This is a genomic window from Streptomyces sp. KPB2, from assembly GCF_003950055.1.
GTDB classification, from domain to species: domain Bacteria; phylum Actinomycetota; class Actinomycetes; order Streptomycetales; family Streptomycetaceae; genus Streptomyces; species Streptomyces salinarius.
This window is the reverse complement of record NZ_CP034353.1, coordinates 7,312,074-7,332,057: the sequence shown is the minus strand read 5'-3', so window position 1 is coordinate 7,332,057 and position 19,984 is coordinate 7,312,074. Positions and strand designations below refer to the sequence as shown.

General features: G+C 71.3%; 16 protein-coding genes. 13 read left to right on the top strand and 3 right to left on the bottom strand.

The window, feature by feature from the left end; translation table 11 throughout:
• The first annotated feature begins 11 nt into the window (after window positions 1–11).
• The 7 genes from D1J63_RS33175 to D1J63_RS33145 are packed head-to-tail and all read left to right on the top strand — an operon-like array spanning window position 12 to window position 9,749.
• Complete coding sequence (locus D1J63_RS33175; protein WP_042822098.1) at window positions 12–920, top strand: PfkB family carbohydrate kinase; 909 nt, start codon at window positions 12–14, stop codon at window positions 918–920.
• Between the two features lie 17 nt (window positions 921–937).
• Window positions 938–4,021: an HAD-IIB family hydrolase gene (locus tag D1J63_RS37690; RefSeq protein WP_164713084.1), complete on the top strand. Its 3,084-nt coding sequence runs from the start codon at window positions 938–940 to the stop codon at window positions 4,019–4,021.
• Window positions 4,022–4,044: 23 nt separating this feature from the next.
• Window positions 4,045–6,126, top strand: a complete 2,082-nt coding sequence (gene malQ, locus D1J63_RS33165; RefSeq protein WP_241235632.1) for a 4-alpha-glucanotransferase — start codon at window positions 4,045–4,047, stop codon at window positions 6,124–6,126.
• A gap of 12 nt (window positions 6,127–6,138) precedes the next feature.
• Entirely contained in the window at window positions 6,139–7,320 is a 1,182-nt protein-coding gene (locus tag D1J63_RS33160; RefSeq protein WP_054101757.1) for a sedoheptulose 7-phosphate cyclase, read from the top strand.
• Complete coding sequence (locus D1J63_RS33155; protein WP_125634031.1) at window positions 7,313–7,729, top strand: cupin domain-containing protein; 417 nt, start codon at window positions 7,313–7,315, stop codon at window positions 7,727–7,729. Before D1J63_RS33160 ends, D1J63_RS33155 begins: the two co-directional genes overlap by 8 nt.
• The gene (locus D1J63_RS33150) at window positions 7,726–8,778 is read left to right on the top strand and encodes an ROK family protein (protein WP_125634029.1); all 1,053 of its coding nucleotides are present in this window, start codon (window positions 7,726–7,728) and stop codon (window positions 8,776–8,778) included. Before D1J63_RS33155 ends, D1J63_RS33150 begins: the two co-directional genes overlap by 4 nt.
• Complete coding sequence (locus tag D1J63_RS33145; protein ID WP_125634027.1) at window positions 8,775–9,749, top strand: FAD-dependent oxidoreductase; 975 nt, start codon at window positions 8,775–8,777, stop codon at window positions 9,747–9,749. Before D1J63_RS33150 ends, D1J63_RS33145 begins: the two co-directional genes overlap by 4 nt.
• On the opposite strand, the gene D1J63_RS33140 is transcribed toward D1J63_RS33145, so the two are convergent.
• On the bottom strand, window positions 9,688–11,037 hold the full coding sequence (locus tag D1J63_RS33140) for a serine hydrolase domain-containing protein (RefSeq protein ID WP_164713083.1): 1,350 nt from the start codon (window positions 11,035–11,037) through the stop codon (window positions 9,688–9,690). The two genes, D1J63_RS33145 and D1J63_RS33140, sit on opposite strands and share 62 nt — an antisense overlap.
• A gap of 305 nt (window positions 11,038–11,342) precedes the next feature.
• Between D1J63_RS33140 and D1J63_RS33135 the strand changes: the two genes are divergently transcribed.
• Window positions 11,343–11,681, top strand: a complete 339-nt coding sequence (locus tag D1J63_RS33135) for an alpha-amylase (protein ID WP_007388238.1) — start codon at window positions 11,343–11,345, stop codon at window positions 11,679–11,681.
• Window positions 11,682–11,793: 112 nt separating this feature from the next.
• On the opposite strand, the gene D1J63_RS33130 is transcribed toward D1J63_RS33135, so the two are convergent.
• A complete protein-coding gene (locus D1J63_RS33130) occupies window positions 11,794–12,711 on the bottom strand; it encodes an alpha/beta hydrolase (RefSeq protein ID WP_007388216.1) in 918 nt (305 codons plus the stop codon).
• Between the two features lie 198 nt (window positions 12,712–12,909).
• Here D1J63_RS33130 and D1J63_RS33125 point away from each other — a divergent pair, with 198 nt between their 5' ends.
• Window positions 12,910–13,767: a helix-turn-helix domain-containing protein gene (locus D1J63_RS33125; RefSeq protein WP_125634023.1), complete on the top strand. Its 858-nt coding sequence runs from the start codon at window positions 12,910–12,912 to the stop codon at window positions 13,765–13,767.
• Window positions 13,768–14,333: 566 nt separating this feature from the next.
• Here D1J63_RS33125 and D1J63_RS33120 read toward each other — a convergent pair.
• Window positions 14,334–14,912, bottom strand: a complete 579-nt coding sequence (locus D1J63_RS33120) for a hypothetical protein (protein WP_176155852.1) — start codon at window positions 14,910–14,912, stop codon at window positions 14,334–14,336.
• A gap of 464 nt (window positions 14,913–15,376) precedes the next feature.
• On the opposite strand from D1J63_RS33120, the gene cseB reads away from it, so the two are divergent.
• The 4 genes from cseB (at window position 15,377) to D1J63_RS33100 (ending at window position 19,715) form a co-directional block, all read left to right on the top strand.
• The gene (gene cseB, locus D1J63_RS33115; RefSeq protein WP_176156289.1) at window positions 15,377–16,087 is read left to right on the top strand and encodes a two-component system response regulator CseB; all 711 of its coding nucleotides are present in this window, start codon (window positions 15,377–15,379) and stop codon (window positions 16,085–16,087) included.
• A 1-nt stretch (window position 16,088) separates the two neighbouring features.
• Entirely contained in the window at window positions 16,089–17,342 is a 1,254-nt protein-coding gene (locus tag D1J63_RS33110) for a HAMP domain-containing sensor histidine kinase (RefSeq protein ID WP_007388241.1), read from the top strand.
• A gap of 173 nt (window positions 17,343–17,515) precedes the next feature.
• On the top strand, window positions 17,516–18,598 hold the full coding sequence (locus D1J63_RS33105) for a serine hydrolase (RefSeq protein ID WP_125635995.1): 1,083 nt from the start codon (window positions 17,516–17,518) through the stop codon (window positions 18,596–18,598).
• A gap of 7 nt (window positions 18,599–18,605) precedes the next feature.
• On the top strand, window positions 18,606–19,715 hold the full coding sequence (locus tag D1J63_RS33100; RefSeq protein ID WP_125634019.1) for an endonuclease/exonuclease/phosphatase family protein: 1,110 nt from the start codon (window positions 18,606–18,608) through the stop codon (window positions 19,713–19,715).
• The last annotated feature ends 269 nt before the right edge of the window (window positions 19,716–19,984 follow it).

The window sequence follows — 19,984 nt, the reverse complement described above, 5'->3', positions numbered from 1 at the left end:
TTTCCTCGAGCATGTACGACATCCTGGTGGCGGGCGGGGCCGGTGTGGACACCATCGTCCGGGTGCCCGAACTCAGGGTGCCGCCCGGCGACTCCGTGTTCGTACCACCGGTGCGTGACTACGTGGCTCACACCGGCAACGGCGTCGCCCGCGGCACGCACGCCCTGGGGCTCACCACCAAGTTCATCGACTTCCTCGGCGCCGACGCACAAGGCCACCAGATCCTCGCCGCGTACGCCACGTCCGGGCTCGACTTCAGTCACGTCGTCTCGCCGCACGGCACTCCGCGCGGGGTCAATCTCGTCGACGCGCAGGGGCGGCGCTTCTCCTTCTACGACGGCCGCCATCCGGCCGACCTGCGGCTGCCCCGCGCCTTCTACCTGCCCTTCCTGGAGCGGGCCCGGCACGTGCACCTGTCCATCACGGGCGTCACACTGGACATGTATGCCGACATCCACCGCCTCGGCGTCCCCTGCTCCACGGACCTGCACGACTGGGACGGTGCCAACCCGCACCACCTGGCCTACGCCGTCGCCTCCGACTACGTCTTCATGAGCGCCGCGGCGGTCCACGAACGTCTCGACGAGGTACTGCGTTCCATCCTGGACCGGGGCCGCGCGCGCCTCGTCGTCGCCACCGACGGGGCAGCCGGCTGCCACGTCCTCGAACGCGGCGACACGAGCGTGCGGCGCTACCCCGCCGTACGACCGGAGCGTCCCGTCGTGGACAGCAACGGCGCCGGGGACGCGTTCGTGAGCGCGTTCCTGTACGCACTCGCGCAGGGAAGGCCGGTGGCCGACTGCGTGCTCGCCGGATCGGTGTCCGGAGCGTTCGCATGCACGAGCGCGGGCACGCACACCGAGTTCATCGACCGGGACGGGCTGCGGGCGGGCTGTGCGCGCGCCGGGGCCGACGGCTGACGACGGGAACGCACGACGTGCACATCATCACCTTCTCCTTCGAATGCGGCGGCTTCGACCCACGCCTGATGCGCGGCGGACTGTCTCCACTGGTGTGGCAGCTCTCCCGCCGTTACGCCGCGCACGGCCACCGCGTCTCGCTGGTCACGCCGGGACACGGGCACGTGGACCGGCTGCGGGCCGCCCACGGCATCGAGGACCTGCCGCACCTCACCCGCACCCGCACGGTGCCTCTGGCGCTGGATCCCGAGGTCTGGGCCTCATGGCCGGCCGACCTGGACGTGGACGTGACGACCACGGTGCACCGGCTGCGTCTGGACGGCGTGGACGTGTACTTCCTGTCCAATGCGTATCTCGACCTGCTGCCCGACCGGCTGTATCCGCCACCGGGCGTCGAGGGCAGGGACCTCTCCCACTTCAAGCCGCTGGTGTTCCAGGCCGAGGGACTGCGGTTCGTCCAGGAGTACCTGCGGTCGGAGGACGAACCCGCCGTGGTGCACGCCTTCGAACCCGCCTATCACTACCTCTTGCCCCCGGTTCTCGCCCCCGATCCATTCCTCCACACGGTCAGCACCGTCGCCGCGAATGCCCCGATCGGGCAGAAGGTGTACCGGCCCCAGGTGACGCGGATGCTGAAGCTGTTCGGCGTGGCCGACGTGGACCTGGACGCGCTGGACGGCCCGCCGCCCGAGGAGCGCTCGACGCGGGCGGTACTCTCGCGCGCCCTGGCCGGGACCCGGATGCACGTCGAGTACGGCCCCGACCACGTCGGCCTGTTCCCGTTGATAGCCGCCCACGCCGATCTGGTCGACTTCGTGTCGCCGGGACAGCGCGCGTACTACAGCACATTCCGGGACACGCCCGTGCAGGCGCTCTTCGAGACGCTGCCGGTGGCCCGGACGCTGCGGCAGCGCGCCGACCGCGTCATCACCGGTGGCTGCGCCGTCACGGACTCCTGGCTGGCGCGCGACACGGCCTCGGTCGACCGGCACCAGGTGCTGCGCCGTCTGGGTATCGATCCGGCACTTCCGGTCTTTTACCACGCGGCGCGCTACGCGGTGCACCACAAGGGCCAGTTGGAACTGATGCGGGCTATCGAGGAACTGCTGGACGACGGAGTGGAGGCCGGGTTCCTGCTCCGCTGCTCCACGGGAGACGGCGCCGCGGCGAACGCGTACTTCCAGTCCGTGGCCGACCGCCACCCCGACCGGCTCCGGCTCGCGTGGGATCTCGCGGACGAGGACACCCTCTTCGAGGAGGCGGCGTGCGCCGACTTCTGCGTCTACCCGTCCAAGTTCGAATTGGACGGCTTCCTCATCGCGCAGGCCGAGGCGATGGCCTGCGGGGCCGTGCCGATCGCCACCGACCAGCACGTCACCCGGCACTTCCGGCACGCTCTGCCGAGCGGACATCCCGAGGCGACGGGCTTCTCGGTGCCCGGCTCGTTCCACGACGACGACCCGGCGCTCGCCCGCGGCCTGGCCGCGCGGATCCGCACGGCGGTCGGTGTCTTCGCCGCGCACGTCGACGGTTCCGACCCCACCTATGCCCGACTGTCCGCCAACTCGCGCGCCCTGGCCCGGAGGTTCACCTGGGAACGCGCCGCGCGCACCCGGCTGGACGCCTTCGAGGGGCTTCTCCATGGCCGGGTCCGGCCGTTCCCCGTGCGCGAGGCGATCGCGTACGGCTGGTTCGACGACCTGCCCGCGAGCGCCTGGGACCAGCACCCCGAGGAGATCCGGGAGGCGGCGCTCACCCGCGGGGACCTCGGCGCGTGGGAGCGCGCGGGCGGGGCGGTGGACGCGCAGGCGTGTGAACGGCTCTTCGAGGCCGCGTGGCGGGAGGCCGAGTTCACCACCGCGCTGCACAACGCCGTGGTGGCCGGTCGCTCCGACCTGACCGCCCGGGTTCACGACCGGGGCACCGTTCGACGTACGACGAACGGCCGGTGGGAGGTGACGTACCGGCACGAGCACGTGGCTCGGGTGGAGGCCGTGCTGGAAGGTCGGAGGGGCGCTCGCACCGGACCGGACGCCGTCTCGGGCGGCTCCCGGCCGGCCGCGGGCGAGACCGCCGCGGAGGCCCTCGCGTCCGACGAGCCGGTGCCCCCCGGCACCGGCGCCGTGTTCCACGCCCTGTCTCCGCAGGACGGTCGGCCCGGTTCCTTCCGGGCCGTACTCGACGCCGCTCCGGCGGGGCGCGACCTGTCCGTCATGCTCACGCTGGCCTCCGGTCACGTCCGCTGGGACACCCTGCCGCTGCGCCGGCCACCGTTCCGGCTGGTCGCAACCGATCTAGACGGGACCCTGTTGCGTGACGACCTGACCGTCTCTCCACGAACCCGTGCCGCCCTCGCGGCGGTGACCGACGCGGGAGCGCACCACCTCGTGGCCACCGGACGCCCGGCCTCGGCCTGCGCGCACATCCTCGACGCCCTCGGATACCGCGGTCTGGCCGTCTGCGGACAGGGCGCCCAGCTGTACGACGCCGGCTCGCGACGGCTGCTGTCCTCGGCCTCCCTCGGCCGTACGCTCGCACGCCGCGTCGTGGCGGGCGTGGAGGAGAGGCTCGGTCCCGTCGAGCTGGGCGTCGTCACGGCGCCGCCGGACAGCCGGTTCAAGGTGACCGAAGGCTTCGGGCAACGTGTGCGCCACGGCTGGGACGTGACCACCGACCGGGAACTGTTGTGGGACAGTCCCGTCGACAAGCTGATCCTGCACCATCCCGAGGTCGACGAGGACCGGCTGGCCGCGCTCACCCAGAGTCTGTTCGGCGACGAGGTGACGGTCGTCCACTCCGTGAAGGGCATGGTGGAGGTGCTGCCGCCGGGTACGACCAAGGCCGCCGGGGTCGAACGCGCCGCCCGGCTGCTGGGCTGCGCCGCGAGCGACACCATCGCCTTCGGCGACATGCCCAACGACGTCCCCCTGCTCACCTGGGCGGCGCACGGCGTCGCCGTGGCCAACGCCCACCCGGCCCTGCTCACCGCCGCCGACGAGATCGCACCGCCCAACGAAGAGGACGGGGTTGCGGTGGTCCTGGAGCGGCTCTTCACCCCCGGGGCGCAGAACCGCCGCGCCCCCTCCGAACGTCACGCATGACCGCCCAGAAAGGGCACTTGACCATGGCCGACGCCCTTGTCCGCCTTGCCCGCGCCCACGGCGTGGCGACCTCCTACACCACCGACCGCGGTGTCCGCGTCGACGTCGCGCCCGACACCCTGGTCGCCGTTCTCGCCGCCTGCGGGGTGGACGCCGCCACCCCCGCGGCGGCGCGGGACGCCCTGGCCCGGCACGAATTTCGCTCCCGTACCCGCCTTTTGCCCCCGTGCGTCGTACTCCGGCAGCCCGAGACCGTACGGCTGGAGGCGCTCGGCCTGCCGCGTGACACCGAGGGCCACGTGGAACTGGAGAACGGTGCGGGAAGGGCCGCACTCGACGATCCGCTGCCCGCCGGACTGCACACCCTGCACGTCCAGGGCCCGACCGGTGTCGGCGACTGCGCCCTGCTGGTGGCCCCGGCACGGCTCGCGGTCCCCGAGGGCCGGCACTGGGGCTTCCTCGTCCAGCTGTACTCCGTGCTGTCGCGACGCTCCTGGGGCATGGGCGACCTGGGAGACCTGGCGGACCTCGCCGCATGGTCGGGGCGCACGCTGGGTGCCGGATTCCTCCAGTTGGGTCCCCTGCACGCCGCCGAGCCGGGACCGCTGACCGACCCGTCGCCCTACCGGCCCAGCTCACGCCGCTTCCCAGATCCCCTGCACCTGCGGGTGGAGGCGATACCCGAGTACGCGTATCTGGACCCGGCCGAGCGGCGCGACGTCGACGCCTGCGTGGCACAGGCGCGCGCCCTCAACGACAGGGTGCTGCGGGGACAGTCCCTGATCGACCGGGAGACTGTACGCGCCCTCAAGCTGCGTGCCCTGCGCGGCATCCACGGGGCGGCGCCGCTCAGTCCCGGCCGCGCCGCTTCCTTCGCCTCTTTCGTCCAGCGCGAAGGTGATGAACTCACCGACTTCGCCACCTGGTGCGCCCTCGCGGAGGTACACGCCGGCGACTGGCACACGTGGCCTGCCGACCTGCGCGATCCACGCTCGGCAGCAGTCGCCCGAGCCCGCACCGAACTCGCCGACGACATCGGCTTCCACCAGTGGCTCGCCTGGCTCACCGACGAGCAGCTCGCCGACGCCCAGCACCAGGCCCGCGCCGCGGGCATGCCGATCGGGCTCGTGCACGATCTCGCTGTCGGCGTCTCGCCCCACGGCGCGGACGCCTGGGCGTACCAACGCTTTCTCGCCGCCAGCATGAGCGTGGGCGCGCCACCGGACGACTTCAACCCGCACGGCCAGAACTGGGGACAACCCCCCTGGCGGCCCGACGCGCTGGCGGCCGCGGCCTACCGCCCGCTGGCGGGTCTGCTGCGCGCCGGGCTCCGGCACGCCGGCGCGCTCCGTGTCGACCACGTCATGGGCCTGTTCCGGCTGTGGTGGATCCCCGACGGCTGCGCGCCGGACGCCGGCACCTATGTCCGCTACGACTCCGACGCACTGCTCGCCACACTGATGCTGGAGGCCCACCGGGCCGGCGCCGCCGTCATCGGGGAGGACCTCGGCACGGTGGAGGCCGGCGTCCGGGAGCACCTGGCGGACCTCGGCGTGCTGGGCACCTCCGTGCAGCGCTTCGAGTACGTCGGCGGGTCGGAGGGCCGGCATGGACCGCTTCCGCCCGACCAGTGGCGTCAGGAGTGCCTGGCCACACTCACCACCCACGACCTGCCGACCACCTCCGCGTGGCTGAGCGGCGAGCATGTGGAACTGCGCGCCGGGCTCGGCCTGCTGACCCGCCCCGAGACGGAGGAGAAGGCCGAGGCCGCCGCCGAACGCGATGGCTGGCTCGCGGAGCTGACCCGGCTCGGCCTGCTGCCGGACGGCGCCGATTCCGAGGACCGGGATGCCGCCCTCGTCGCACTGCACGCCTTTCTGCTGCGTACCCCGGCGCGGCTCCTCGGTGTGTGGCTGCCGGACGCAACAGGGGACCTGATGCCGCAGAACCTGCCGGGGACGTCGGCCGCGGTGCACCCCAACTGGAGGCTTCCCGTGGCCGACGCCACCGGGTGCCCGGTCCCGCTGGAGGATCTGCCGGACCACCCGCTGCTCCGGAGAGTCACCGAGTTGTTCACGCCTTCCCACCGTTCACGAGTCCACTGAGCAAGGAGAGAGATGTCAGGCCAGGTTCTTGCCCCGGTCGAGCCGGGCGTGCGCGAGGACGCCACCGGCTTCGACCTGCTGGCGCCCGAGGGCACCGCCTACCGCGTGGACCTCACCACAGGGGTGTTCGACCAGGAGAATCCGCTCCTCGCACGCGCACTCATGGGCCGCAGGGTCGTCGCATTCGTCAGCCCCACGATCGAGGGACTGCACGGTGACCGGCTGCGCGCCTATCTCAACGCCCATGTCGATCCGGGGGACTGGAGTGTCCACACGCTGCGGACCGGCGAGCAGCACAAGACGCTCGCCGCCGCGGAGGACGTCTGCGCCACCGCCAAGGCCGCCGGACTCGACCGTCATGGGGTGATGCTGGCGGTGGGCGGCGGAATAGTCGCAGACGTCGTCGGCTTCGCCGCGTCCATGTACGCGCGCGGTGTCCGCTACGTCAAGGTCAACACGACGCTGGTGGGGCAGGTGGACGTCGGTGTCGGTGTGAAGACCGGTGTCAACGCCCTGCGCACGAAGAACATGCTGGGTGCCTACCACCCGGCTCACGCCTCCATCAATGATCCCGCGTTCCTCACCACGCTGCCCCCGCGTGAGATCCGCTGCGGACTCGCGGAGATCGTGAAGATGGCGGTGATCCTGGACGAGGAGCTGCTGCGGACCCTTGAGGATCACCCGGACGTCTTCCTCGGCCGGCCGTCCGCCGACGGCCGGCTGGAGGAGTATGTGCTGCGGACGTCGATGCGCCTGATGATGGAGGAGCTCTGCCCGAATCTCCGCGAGCACGAGCTGGCGCGCCTCGTCGACTTCGGGCACACCTTCAGTCCGGTGATCGAGACGGCCGGCAACCACCGCCTCGAGCACGGGGAGGCGGTCGCCGTCGACATGGCCCTCTCGGCACACATCGCACGGCTGCTCGGGCTGGCGGACGCGGACACGTGCGAGCGGATCGTGCGCCTGCTGCGGCGCATCGGGCTTCCGGTCTTCGACACCCTCACCTGCACACCCGAACTGATGAACCATGCGTTGCGGGCATCCTGGGAGCGGCGCGGGCGCAAGCTGCACCTGGTCGTGCCGACGGCACCGGGCAAGGCGACGTTTGTCGAAGAGCTGGGGGACGTCCCCGAGTCGTTGCTGCGCACGGCTCTGTCAGCGCTGGCGCGGGATACGGAGGGGCACCATGTCTGAGGCCGTGGACGGCGGGGCGGTGCGCAATCTGCGCGAACTGTTCGCGCCCAAGGAACACGACCACGGTGGCCTCGGCACCATCCTGGCGCACCGGGTCTACGCCCGTCGGAGCGGGCGGCGCGGGGCCGAGTTCGTCGATCTGGCCGTACTGCCGCCCGGCACCTCGATCGGCCGGCACCGGCACGGCGCCGACCGGGAGACGTATGTCGTACTCGACGGCAGCGGGTTGATGTTCCGGGACGGCGAGCACTTCCGGGTCGGCGCGGGCGATGTGATCGCCAATCGCCCGTTCGGCGAGCACGGCCTCGTCAACGACGGCCCGGGGGATCTGCGACTGCTCGTGTTCGAGGAGCCGGAGGCGGCGCGGCCGCGCACCTCCCCCGCCGCGTCCGGGGAGGCGACGGCGTGAACGTCATCGACACCGAGGCTCCTTTCGTCGTGGTGGACGTGGGCGGCACCACCCTGCGCATCGCGGACTACGATCCGATGACCGGCGCCCTGTCCGGTACACGCCGCACGCCCGTCGATGGCATGGCCCGCGACCCGAACGCTCCCGTGCCCGTGCTGCAGGAACGCGTCGTCGAACAGTTGGCCCGAGAGATCGGTGCCCGAATCGCGCGGGACGGCGGCCGTTGCGCACCGCGCACCGTCGGCGTGGCCTTCGCCGGGCCGGTCACCGCCGACGGCCTCGTTCTGGCCGCCCCCACGGTCTGGGGCGGACGGAGCGAGCCACTGCCCCTCGGTGCCCTGCTCACGGCGCGCGTCGGCGCCCCGGTCGTCGTCGTCAATGATCTGACGGCTGCCACCTGGCGCTACGCCGCCACCGAGAGCCGGCCCTTCTGCCTCATCACGGTCAGCTCCGGCATCGGGAACAAGGTCTTCCGCAACGGCGAGGTCCTGCTGGACCCGGGCGGCCACGGCGGGGAGTTGGGGCACTGGACCTACGACGCCTCCCCTGACGCCCTGCCGTGCGACTGCGGGGGCCGCGGCCACCTGGGGGCGATCGCCTCCGGCCGCGGTGTGCTCGCCGCCGCGCGACGGGCCGCGGTGACCGACCGGGGGGCGTTCGCCGCCTCCCGGCTGTCGGCTCTCGCCCACGGCCGTCCCGAGGCGATCGACAACCGTGCCATCGCCTCGGCGGTTCGGGCGGGCGACGCCTTCGCGACTGCCGTCCTGCGCACCACCGTCACTCCCCTCGCCCAGGCGATCGGGTCCGTCTTCACTTCGATCGGCATCTGCCGCTACCTCTTGATGGGCGGCTTCGCGCTGGCCGTCGGTGAGCCCTACCGCAGGCTGCTGGTGGCCGAGTTGACCCGGCTCGGCTGTTTCGGTCTGGACGCGGACGCCATCGACGCGATGGTGGCGCTCGGTGCCGCCGATGACGATCACGGCCTGCTGGGCGTCGGCCGCCTGCTCGGCGCGCGCCTGCCCGCCGGGGCCGGGCAGGTGGTCGGATGAGCACCGTCCTGGTGATAGGCAGCGGCTTCGTCGGTACCGGCATCGCCCGGCATCTCGCAGCCCACGGGCACACCGTCACCCTGGCGTCGCGCGGGCGGCCCTCAACGTCGCCCACGACGTACGGGGCACGCTGGGCGGCGCTGGACGCCACCGTCCCCGAGGCGTGCGACAGGCTTCTGACCCGACTGCGTCCCGACGGCGTGGTCCTGGTGCACGGCCCGTCCGACGTGACCTGGTGCGAGGAGCATCCGGGTGAGGCCGAGCAGGCTCACGCAGCGGTAGCGGGCAACGTGGCATCCCTGGCCCCGGGGGCCCGTGTCGTGCTCATCTCCACGGACAACGTCTTCGACGGCTCCTTGCCGCACAACACCGAGTCCACGCCGGTACGGCCCGCGAACGCATACGGCCGCGCCAAGCTCCGTGCCGAGCAGATCCTGCTGGCCACGGCGGCCGACGCCGTGGTGCTGCGCGTGAGCCTCGTCTACGGCCACGAGCCGGCGGACGCGGGGAAGTGGCTGAACTTCTTCGCGTCCTGCGCTCATCAACTGTTGCTGGGTGAAGCGGTGCACGCGCCCGACGACCATTGGACGACCCCGGTGACCGTCTCCGACGTGGCCCGGGTCACCGCCTCCGTGCTCTTCGCCCCTGCCCCGCTGCCCGAGGTCCTCCACCTCGGCGGTCCGGACCGGGTCACCCGGGCCGAGTGGGCGCTGACGATCGCCGACCTGCTGGGCGCGCCGCGGAGGTTGGTGGTCCCGGTCCCGAAGGCCGCGACGCGGTACGCCTCCCGGCCCGAGAACGCGTGTCTGACAAGCACGTCGCTGCCCGGCCTGCTCGGTCTGACCCCGGTCGACGGTGTCGCCGCCGGGGCGCGAAAGCTCGTCACCGCTTTCACGGGGCGCCACGCGATCAGCCGGACACCTCCGGGGACAGGGCCGGTGTCGACGGAACCGGACCGGGAACGCGGGTGAAGCGGGCACCGGTGAGCTCGAGGGCCGCCGGCCGCCCGTCCTGATCCCGGAGCACCCGCAGTTCCTCTCCCACGTACGCGCCGTCCAGTCCGGTCAGACCGCCCTGCGGAGTGGTACCGAACCGGCTGGCCGGAGCGCGGAAGCGGGAAGGCTTGGTGCGGGTGCTCACCGGTTGCAGCAGCACGCTGCCGTCCGCCTCCATCTGGATGGCGTGCGGACGCGGGCCCTGGTACCAGTAGCCCGTGAGGTCCAGAAGGTGGGGCGGCAGGTTTTGCGGCGCCCACTCGTCGGGCAGGGGCAGCGTCTGCTCACCCACGATGTCGAGCAGTTCCAGGGCCCGGCTCGGGCTCAGCCCGGTGCTGGCGTTGCCGACGATCACTGCCCCCGTCCGGCGTTCTCGGTCCACCCAGATCGTGGCCAGGAATCCCGGTATGCCGCCGGGGTGTCCGATCAGAGTGCGTCCCTGGTGCCGTACCGCCTGCAGGCCCAGTCCGAATCCGGCGCCGGGCTCGTCCTCGTGGGCGGACAGCCGGGTCGGTTCGGCCATTTCGGCCAGCGTGTCCGGGTGGAGCACCTCGGCGCAGTCGCCCAGGAGGAACTCCGCCCACCTGGCGAGGTCCGCCGGCGTGGACCACAGCGCCCCGGCGGCGGCCATGGCGCGGGCGTCCTGGACCTCTTCGGCCACGAGCGTCGGCGCCCACGGGTGCACGCTCCATCCCGGAGCGGCCTCGGCACCAGGGTCCGTGCCCGTCCCTCTCATGCCCAGTGGGGCGAGAACCTCCCTGGCCAGCACGTCTGCCCAGGGCTCCTGCCGAATCCTCTCGATCACCGCGCCCAGAAGGGCGTACCCGACATTCGAGTAGTGGAAGCGCTCCCCCGCCGCGCAGAGAACCCCGGCCCCGCGCCGCAGCGGATCGGCCGGCCCCTGTCCGCTGTACGGCCAGTCACAGCCTGGCGTCATGGTCGTCAACCCCGCGGTGTGACTCAGGAGTTGCTCAAGGGTGCGGTCTCCGATTCCGGTGCCCGGCAGATACCGGTCCAGCGGGTCGTTCGTCCTGAGCTCACCCCGGTCCCGCAACCGCATCACCAGAACGGCTGTGAAGGACTTCGTGAGCGACCCGATCCGGTACTGCGTGTCCAAGGTCGGCGACCCGCCACCCACCCGTCCGCGGACGCCGGTCCAGGCCGTCCGTCCTTCGACCAGGGCACAGCCCACGACGGACGGGACCCGCCCCAGGGCTTGGGCGCGAGCGAGCCGGCTCAGGAGCAACTTCCCGGTTCCGCCCATCGGTTGGGCCGTGGGATCGGCGGACGGCTGAGGCAACGGAGCCATGGGGGACACTCCCGTCGTAGGTCTCGCACGGACGCCCCGACTTAACCAGCGACCACACGACACTGCAAGAGATTCCCAAAAGATGCAGCAAGAACTTGCTCTCGACCATCCACCTCGCGCCCACTCCGGACCGTGACGCAATCGCCGACGAGTCTCGACGTGAGGTAGGAACCAGTTGAAGCGGGACAGTCCATCACCCATGGCCGAAAGTTTTTGCAGCAACTTGCGCAAGGGCGGTCACCGGCTCAAGGATTCGTCGCATGTCCCGCATGAAGCGCGTGAAGCGCACCCTCGCCCTCGCCGCCGTGAGCGCGGCCGGCCTGCTGATGACCGTGGCGGCCACCCCGTCCGTCGCGGCACCCGCCCAATCGCCCGCTCCGGCGTGCGTGGAGTACTACCAGAGCTGGCGTTACACGGACGTCGTCAACAACTGTGCCGAGACCGTGGCCGTCACCGTCGAGTACACGAACGGCCAGGACGCTCCGTGCCGCGTCATCGCACCCGGCGCCTGGGCGACCTTCGCCGGCTACGGCACGGACGGCAACTACGCGATCGCGGTGCGAACGTGCGAGCCGTCCGTTGCCGAGGTAGCCCCGTAAGAACTGCTGAAGCAACCATGCGCCTCACGCGGCCGTCGATGACCGAAGCCGCCTCCTCCTCAGCGTTCGGCCTGCCGGCCAGTGCGGGCGCGGGCGTCGCGACGGCGGCTGGTCATCCGGCCAGGTGCTTGCCGAAGAAGTCGGTGAGCTTGGCGACGGCAGCTGTGACGTGTTCGTCCCTGTCGTACAGGTCGATGTGCGTGGCGCCGTCGATGACGAACAGTTCCTTGGGTTCGGCCGCCCGTTCTATCGCTTCCCGGCTGAAGTACGCGGTCTCCGCCTCGGAACCCACGATCATCAGCAAGGGGCGGGGGGCGATGAGCCGGATCATCGCGTAGGAGTCGTACTGGGCCAGTTGGTCGGCGCTGCGCAGGACCCACCCCTGGACCGCTCGAGGGTGGTATCCGCGCGGGGTCCGGTAGAACTCGTAGGTCTCCCGGAACTGCCGGGTGCCAGTCGCCGGCATGTCTTCGGCGTCGTCGGGGATCCAGGCCACTGTCTCCGGAGCCTCGCCGCGAGCCTCGGCGGTACGCGCCGCCGCGGCCCGGTCGAGCAGGGCCGTGAGGACCGCGGGGTCCTGGGCGCGGCCCAGCCCTTCACGGATCACGGAGCCCATGTCTCCGGCACTGACCGTGGCGACGGCTTTGACCCGGTGGTCGGTCTGCGCGGCGTAGGGGACGTATCCGCCTGACGCGCAGATGCCCAGTGCACCGATCCGGTCAGGGTCGATGTCGTCACGGGTGGTCAGGTGAGTCACGGCGGACTTGATGTCCTCGGCCCGCTGGAAGGGGTTCTCCAGTCCTCGCGGCTCGCCCTCACTCTCCCCCTGGTAGGCGGCATCGAAGACGAGCGCGGCAAATCCCTCCCGGGTCAGGCGCTCGGCGTAGACACTCGGGCTCTGCTCCTTCACACCACCCCCCGGGTGGGAGATCACAATGGCCGGCAGGCGGGCGTCGATGCGCTCGTCGGGGGTGAAGAGAATCCCGGCGACGGCCAGATCGTTGCTGGGAAACGTGACGTCGGTCTTCACGGTCTGTGTCTCCTGTCGTGCGGGTGGGTAAGGAAGTGGCCGCGAACGGCTGGGAACGCTCCGTGCAGTCCTCGTCCTCACCGACAGTGGCACGCGGCTCAGGGTCGGGTAAGGGGCTTCTTCTGTCCCAGGACTGTGCTGTCCTGGGACACGCCAGGCCCCCTGTCACAGGGTCGGCGCGCTGTCACACTGGGGCCCATGAGCAGCAGTAACGGCCATGTCAGCGAACTGGGCGCTTTCCTGAAGGCGCGGCGTACGGAGCTGAGCCCGGCCGAAGCGGGACTCCCTGGTTCCGCCGGCAGGCGCAGGGTCAAGGGTCTGCGCCGCGAAGAGGTGGCGTTGCTCGCATCGATCAGCCCGGACTACTACACGCGCCTCGAACAGGGCCGCCGCCGGGCCTCCGAACCGGTACTGGATGCCCTCGCGCGTGTCCTGCGGCTCGACGACGGTGAGCGCGCCTACCTGCTCGAGTTGTCGGGCCGGGACACAGCGCGGCCGCGTCGGCGCACCTCGCAGAAGGTCCGGCCGCAGCTACGGCGCCTCCTGGACGACCTCTCCACCACACCGGCCGTCGTCCTGGGCCGGCGTACGGACATCCTCGCCTGGAACGCCATGGCGTCCGCGCTGTTCATCGACTTCGCGCGGATTCCGGAAAGGGACCGCAACTTCGTACGACTGATCTTCCGTGAGCCGGCCGTCAGAGCGCTGTACGCGGACTGGGAGTGGGCGGCACGGATGACCCTGGCACAGCTGCGCATGGAGGCCGTCCGCGATCCCGAGGACCCACGTCTCACCGAACTTGTCGGCGAACTGTCGGTGCAGGATCCCGACTTCCGGCGCTGGTGGGGCACCCACCGGGTCGCGGCCCAGAGATCCGGCACGAAAGTGCTGGACCATCCGGTCGTCGGCCCGCTCACCCTCGACTGGTCCTTCCTCACCTCCACCGACGATCCCGACCAGCAGCTCATCACCCTGACCGCCGAACCCGGCACGACGAGTCACGACCGCCTGCGCACCCTCGCCTCACGGACCTCGGGAGCCCACGACCGGCCGTAGGCAGAAGTGCTCGCCCGGACAGCTCCTCCGCGATGGCGGGGGCCTCATGGCCGTCCGCCAGCAGGGTGAGAACCTGACGCTCTCGTCCCGACAGAGGCGGCATCGCCTCGGGGCCCGCCGCGGTGACGCAGCGGCGTGACCGGGGGCGACCTCTCCAGCACGACGACGAGCCCTCCGCGCAGCACGGTTAACGGCATGCGTTCCGGGCGGCTGGTGCCGCTCCCCCTCCCTGGCCGGCGAACCACTGGTCAACGGTATGCCGGAATGCCGCGCGGTCCGGATCAAGTCCGTCTGCACAGGCGACCCTGCGCCGGGAGCCGGACGGCACCTTCCCTCATCCACTGGGACACTGCCGTCCGCGAGATCGCCGCCCGGCTGAAGACCGTGCGGCACCTACGGCGGCCAACCGATCTTCTTCTACGGCGGCGGACAGGGCAACCAGCGCGGCGGCGCTACAGCGGCGCCCTGCTGCGCGGCCTTGGCGCCCGCTACCGTTTCAACTCGGCCAGGACCAGGCCTTGAGAGGGCCGTCGAAGACATCAACGCTCAAACGGAACAGGGCTCGATCAGCTCGCGGCATGGTGAATGATGGACTGGCCGTCGGTGGCGGTGATGTCGATGTCGGACAGGTCCACGTCACCTGTGCCCACCCGGACCGCATCCGCTTCTCGTCCCGTGGCGTGGATGCCGCCGGTGACCCTCAGGGTCCCCACCGCGCCGTCGATCTCGACCGTCGTCAGGTGGTCCCCGCTAGTGGCGATGCGCCCGTCAACCGTGGCCGTACCGATCCGACCACCTTGTTTGACGCTCAGGGCCACCGCGGCCAACTCCGCCTGCATTCCCCCCACCAGGCTGAGCGTGGTGATCGGGGCCTGCACGTCGAGGCTGCCGAGGGCGCCGAAATTGACGAACCCGATTCCGCTGGGGCCGTGCGAGGTCACCGGTGCGGTCGCCGTCCACGTCTGTACCTGACCCCAGTTGTCCAACACCATGTCGTTCTGCCCGTACGTGGTAACCGGCCCGCAGTTGAGCACTTGGCCGACCACGGCACCCGAGATGACAAACACCCCGCCGCTGATCAGGTCCGGTGTCCCGGCGGTGATACCGCCGTCGGTGTGGATCTCTCCGGTACGCAGCGTGTTCACCCGCACCGTGCCCCCGTCTGCGACCCCGTCCCAGTCGCCGTGCCCGCCCGACGAAGACGCCGCTGCCGCGCACCGGACGCTCGGGGCAGCGTACGGTCACGCTCTGCAGAATGTTGTCCCGCGTCAATCGCACGCCCTTGGCGCCGAACTGCAGAACGCCGCCGCGCAACCGTACTCCTGGTGCAAGCGTCACCATCGGCATCCCGCGAACCACACCGTTGACGGACCCCTCACGCTCACGGGAGCGAACACGACCCTGTCGCCGGTATCTCCCTCCGTGTCGAGCTTGTCGTCGGGCGATACAGCGTTGATACGGGCCCGAGCCGTGCCGGATGCCCCGAGACCACGGTTGGAAGGCACAATGCCTTCGGAACGGGATGTCGTCGCGCGCCGACGGTGTCCGGCCGTGGGTGACAGGGAAGGAAGGGCCGGAGTCGGTGAGTGAAGGTGATGCCCCGGTGCCCGTGGCGATTCTCCTGGTCGAGGACGACGAGGTCATCCGCAGGTCGGTCACGATGGCTCTGGAGCGCTACGGCTACCGTGTCGCCTCCGCCGGTGACGGGCTGACCGGGCTGGAGCTGTTCCGGGAGGGCCGCCACGATCTGCTGCTGCTCGACGTGATGCTGCCCGGGCTCGACGGCATCGGCCTGTGCCGTCGCGTCCGGGAGACCAGCATGGTTCCCATTCTGATGATGTCCGCCCGGGGCGATGCCCTGGACGTGGTCTCCGGCCTGGAGGCGGGCGCCGACGACTACGTGGTCAAGCCCGTCGACACCGCCGTGCTGGTGGCCAGGATCCGCTCGCTGCTGCGGCGGGCCGTCTACTCCCCCGGCGCCGCCCCGCCAGCCGCGAGCCCGGAGGAACCGGCCGGCGATCGAGCCGGGGAGCACAACCTGCTCGTCTTCGGCGACCTGTCCATCGACACCGCGGGCCTCGACGTCTCCGTGGCCGGCCGGCCGGTCGCGCTGGCCCCCACCGAGCTGCGCCTGCTGCTGGAGTTCGCCGCGCATCCCGGCACCGTCCTCGACAGGCAGACCCTGCTGCGCAACGTGTGGGACTACGGCTGGGACGGCGACAGCCGCGTCGTCGACCTGTGCGTGCAGCGGCTGCGCAAGAGAATCGGAGCCGAGCGCATCGAGACCGTGCGCGGGTTCGGCTACAAGCTACGGCGCTGACGTGAACGCCGTGCGTGACCTGCTCAACTGGCGTTCGCTCCGCTGGAAGATCGTTCTCCTCGTCGCTGTGTGCTGCGGCGCCGTCGCGCTGACCGTCGGGAGCCTGGTGCACTCCAGCACCCTGGCCCGGTCGATGAACGACGGCGGCGCCAAGGCCGTCACGGCTCTGGCCCGGGCGCTGGAGGACTACGAGCGGGACGGCGTCCCGCCCACCGCACTCAAGGTGTCGCCCGGGGAGATGCCCGACGAGCTGCTGCGCGAGCTCCGCGACCGGCAGGACTTGAGCGACGGATACGCCACCTGGTACGACGCGGACGGCCCAGGCGACCATCCGTCGATGTGGGCGGCGCGGACGTATCGCGGCGAGCCCGTCGCGCTCGAGGTCGACATGACGTCCGACCTGCTCACGAGGCGCGCTTTGGACCGACACATGTGGAAGTACTCGCTGCTCGCCCTGGCCGCCGTCGTCCCCGTGTCGGCGCTCGCCGCGGAACTGCCGCACCGCAGACTGCGGAGGGTGGCACAGACCACACGCCGGATCGCGGCCGGTGACCTGACGGCCAGGACCGCGGACAACCGTGGCAGCGACGAGATCACCGACATCTCGGCCACGGTCGACTCGATGGCCGACAGCCTGCACCAGAGGCTGCTGAGCGAGCAGCGCTTCACCGCGGACGTCGCCCACGAGCTGCGCACCCCGCTGATGGGCCTGCTCACCGCGAGCGAGCTGCTCCCCGAGGGGGAAGCCACCGATCTCGTTCAGGACCGAGTGCGGGCCTTGCGCACGCTGGTCGAGGACCTGCTCGAGATCTCGCGCCTGGACGCGGGTGCCGAGCAGGCCGAGCGAGAGCGCGTTCCGCTCGCCGAGGCGGTTGCGGACTCGCTGGCCCGTACCGGTCTGGAGACCGGCCTCGCCGCGACCGGTGCCGGGTACGCCGAGACCGACCCGCGCCGACTCGACCGGATCGTCACCAACCTGGTCGTCAACGCCCACCGGCACGGCCGCGGACCGGTCACGGTGACAGTCGCGGGCACCACGGTCACGGTGCGCGACCACGGTCCGGGGTTCCCGCCCGAGCTGCTCGCCGACGGACCGCAGCGCTTCCGTACCGGGACGCCGGAGCGCGGTCGGGGACACGGACTCGGGCTGACCATCGCGCTCGGCCAGGCCCGACTCGTCGGAGCCTCTCTGGCCTTCGGCAACGCGCCCGACGGCGGCGCCGTCGCCACCCTCCGCCTGCCGGTCGCCGGCTGACGCGGGTGCCGGGGGACGAGCCCCGTGGCACATCCCTGCCTCGGCACTGATACAGAACCGATGACCGGGTGCGCGGGAGCCGAGACATGGTCACGGCCGCGCGGACATCGGCGCCGCCCACAGTGACACCGTGCGTGAACGCCACGCACGGTGACCCCGTGGAGGTACCGCCCATGCGCCCGCCGACCGACCCCGCCGAGCACGGCACCCTTCCCGGCGCATCGGAGCGGCCCGATCCCGTGCGGCATCCGCACGGCCTGCCCCGCGGGCTCCCGCGCCGTTCCCGGCTCGTCGCCGCAGGAGCCGCGGCTCTGATCACCGTGGCGGTCCTGGGCACCGTGATCAGCGTCGGCGGCAAAGACGGCGGGCCCGGGACCAGCGGCCCCCTCAGTGGCGGGAAGCACGAACCGGGGGTCACGTCGCTGCCCTGGCCGCGCGAGGGCCAGGCCGCCGTACGGGTCGAAGGATTCGGCGACCGCGGTGACCTCGGCACCCACGGCCCGAACCGTCCCGTGCCGATCGCCAGCGTCACGAAGGTGATGACGGCGTACGTGATCCTCCGCGACCACCCGCTGCGCAGGAGCGAGTCCGGCCCCCGGATCACCGTCGACCGCCAGGCCGCGGACGAGTCCGTCTCCGGCATCGAATCCAGCGTTCCGGTCACGCAGGGACAGCGGCTGAGCCAACGGCGGCTGCTGGAGCTGATGCTCGTCCCCTCTGGCAACAACATCGCCAGGCTGCTTGCCCGTTGGGACGCCGGATCACAGGAGGCGTTCGTCGGAAAGATGAACCGGACGGCAGCCGGCCTCGGCATGACCCGGACCACGTACACCGGGGCCAGCGGCTTCGAGCCCACGACGACGAGTACCGCGGCCGACCAGCTGAAGCTGGCCCGGCAGGTCATGCGCGACGAGGTCTTCCGCTCCGTCGTCGCCCAGTCGCACACCGTCGTCCCCGGCACGTCCCGCACTCTCGACAACACCAACGCCCTGCTGGACACACCGGGCGTGGTCGGGATCAAGACCGGCTCCAGCACTCCGGCGGGAGGCGCGCTGATGTGGGCGGTCACCGTCCCCGATCGCCGCGGACGGCAGCACCTCGCCCTCGGTGTGGTCCTGCACCAACGCGCGGGCACCAGCCCGCAGGAGGGCCTGCGAGCAGTCTTCGACTGCAGCCGCGCACTCGTCGAGGCGGTACGGAGCCAGGTGGCCACAGCACCGTCGCCGACGGTCGACGTCGCGTCCGGAAGCCGGTGAGCCGAGCGTGGCCACACTTCCCGCCGCATTCTCCGCCTCCGTCTCTTCATCCGCTTCTGCCATCCTTTCTTCCCCTTCCACCCGTTCCGGCTCCACCGATCACGCAGAACGCGGTTCCACGGCTCCCCAGGGGAAGGACCCCGGCACCCGCCGCCGACGCCGGGGACGGATTATCGCCCTCCTCGCCCTCCTGCACTCGCTCGTGATGCTCGGGCACCGATACATCCCGAACCGGCCGGGTCATCTCGGCAGTCTCGTCGAGACCTTCCTGCCCTGGACCGGCCTGGCGGTGCCGCTGCTCCTCGGGTACGCGGTGATCCGCCGCTCCCCCACCGTCGCCGTGGCGGCACTGCTGCCCGCCGTCGTCTGGTGCGCGCTCTTCAGCGGGACACTCGTCGACAAGCGAGCCGGCGGCGGGAACCTGACGGTCGTGACTCACAACGTCAACGAACACAATCCGGACCCGGCGCACACCGCTCGTGCCCTGGCCGACTCCGGTGCCGACGTGCTCGCCCTCGAAGAACTGGGGGACGACACGCCGGTCTATCGCAGGGTCCTGGCCGCCGAGTACCCGTACCAGTGGGTGAGGGGCACGGTGGGCCTGTGGAGCCGCTATCCCCTCTCCGACGCGCGCACGGTCGACATCGCCCCCTGGCCCCGCGCACTGCGCGCCACCGTCCGCACCCCGAGCGGCCCCGTCGCTGTGTACGTCGCCCACTTGCTGTCCGTGCGGATGAGCACCACGTCGGGTTTCGGGACGAGCGCGCGTGACGACGCCGCCGACCGTCTCACCGCCGCGCTGCGGGCGGAACCACTCCCCCGGGCCCTTCTCGTGGGCGACCTCAACGGCACCACGGACGACCGCGCCCTGTCCGCCCTCACCTCCGGGATGACCTCCGCACAGGACGCTTCGGGCGCCGGGTTCGGGCTGAGCTGGCCGGCGTCCTTCCCTCTGACGCGGATCGACCACATCCTCGTACGCGGCATGCAGCCGCGCTCGGCTTGGACCCTGCCCGCCACCGGCAGCGATCATCTGCCGGTGGCGGCATCCGTGCGGCTGTCCCCCACCACGGCGCGGCCGGACCAGCCCGGCCGCAGCCAACGCGCAGCACCGTGAGACCGCGCGCGCAGCACTGGGGGTACCCGAGGACAGCAGGGTCTTTCTGTAAGTGCCTACGTTCCAGCTTTCCCAGCGCCGCGGTGCAGTTGTGGCGGAAGAATCGCGGTAGAACGGGACTCGTTCGTCGCCTTCGCCGGTCGGAAGCGGGCGGCGGAGCACGCCACCCGAGTCCGAGGAGTTGCGGCGACAGAGGCGCCGCGTGCCGGATCGTGTTCGTCACCAACTCCCCGAGCGTCAGAATGGCCGGCCCGACAGAGGGGTGGTGT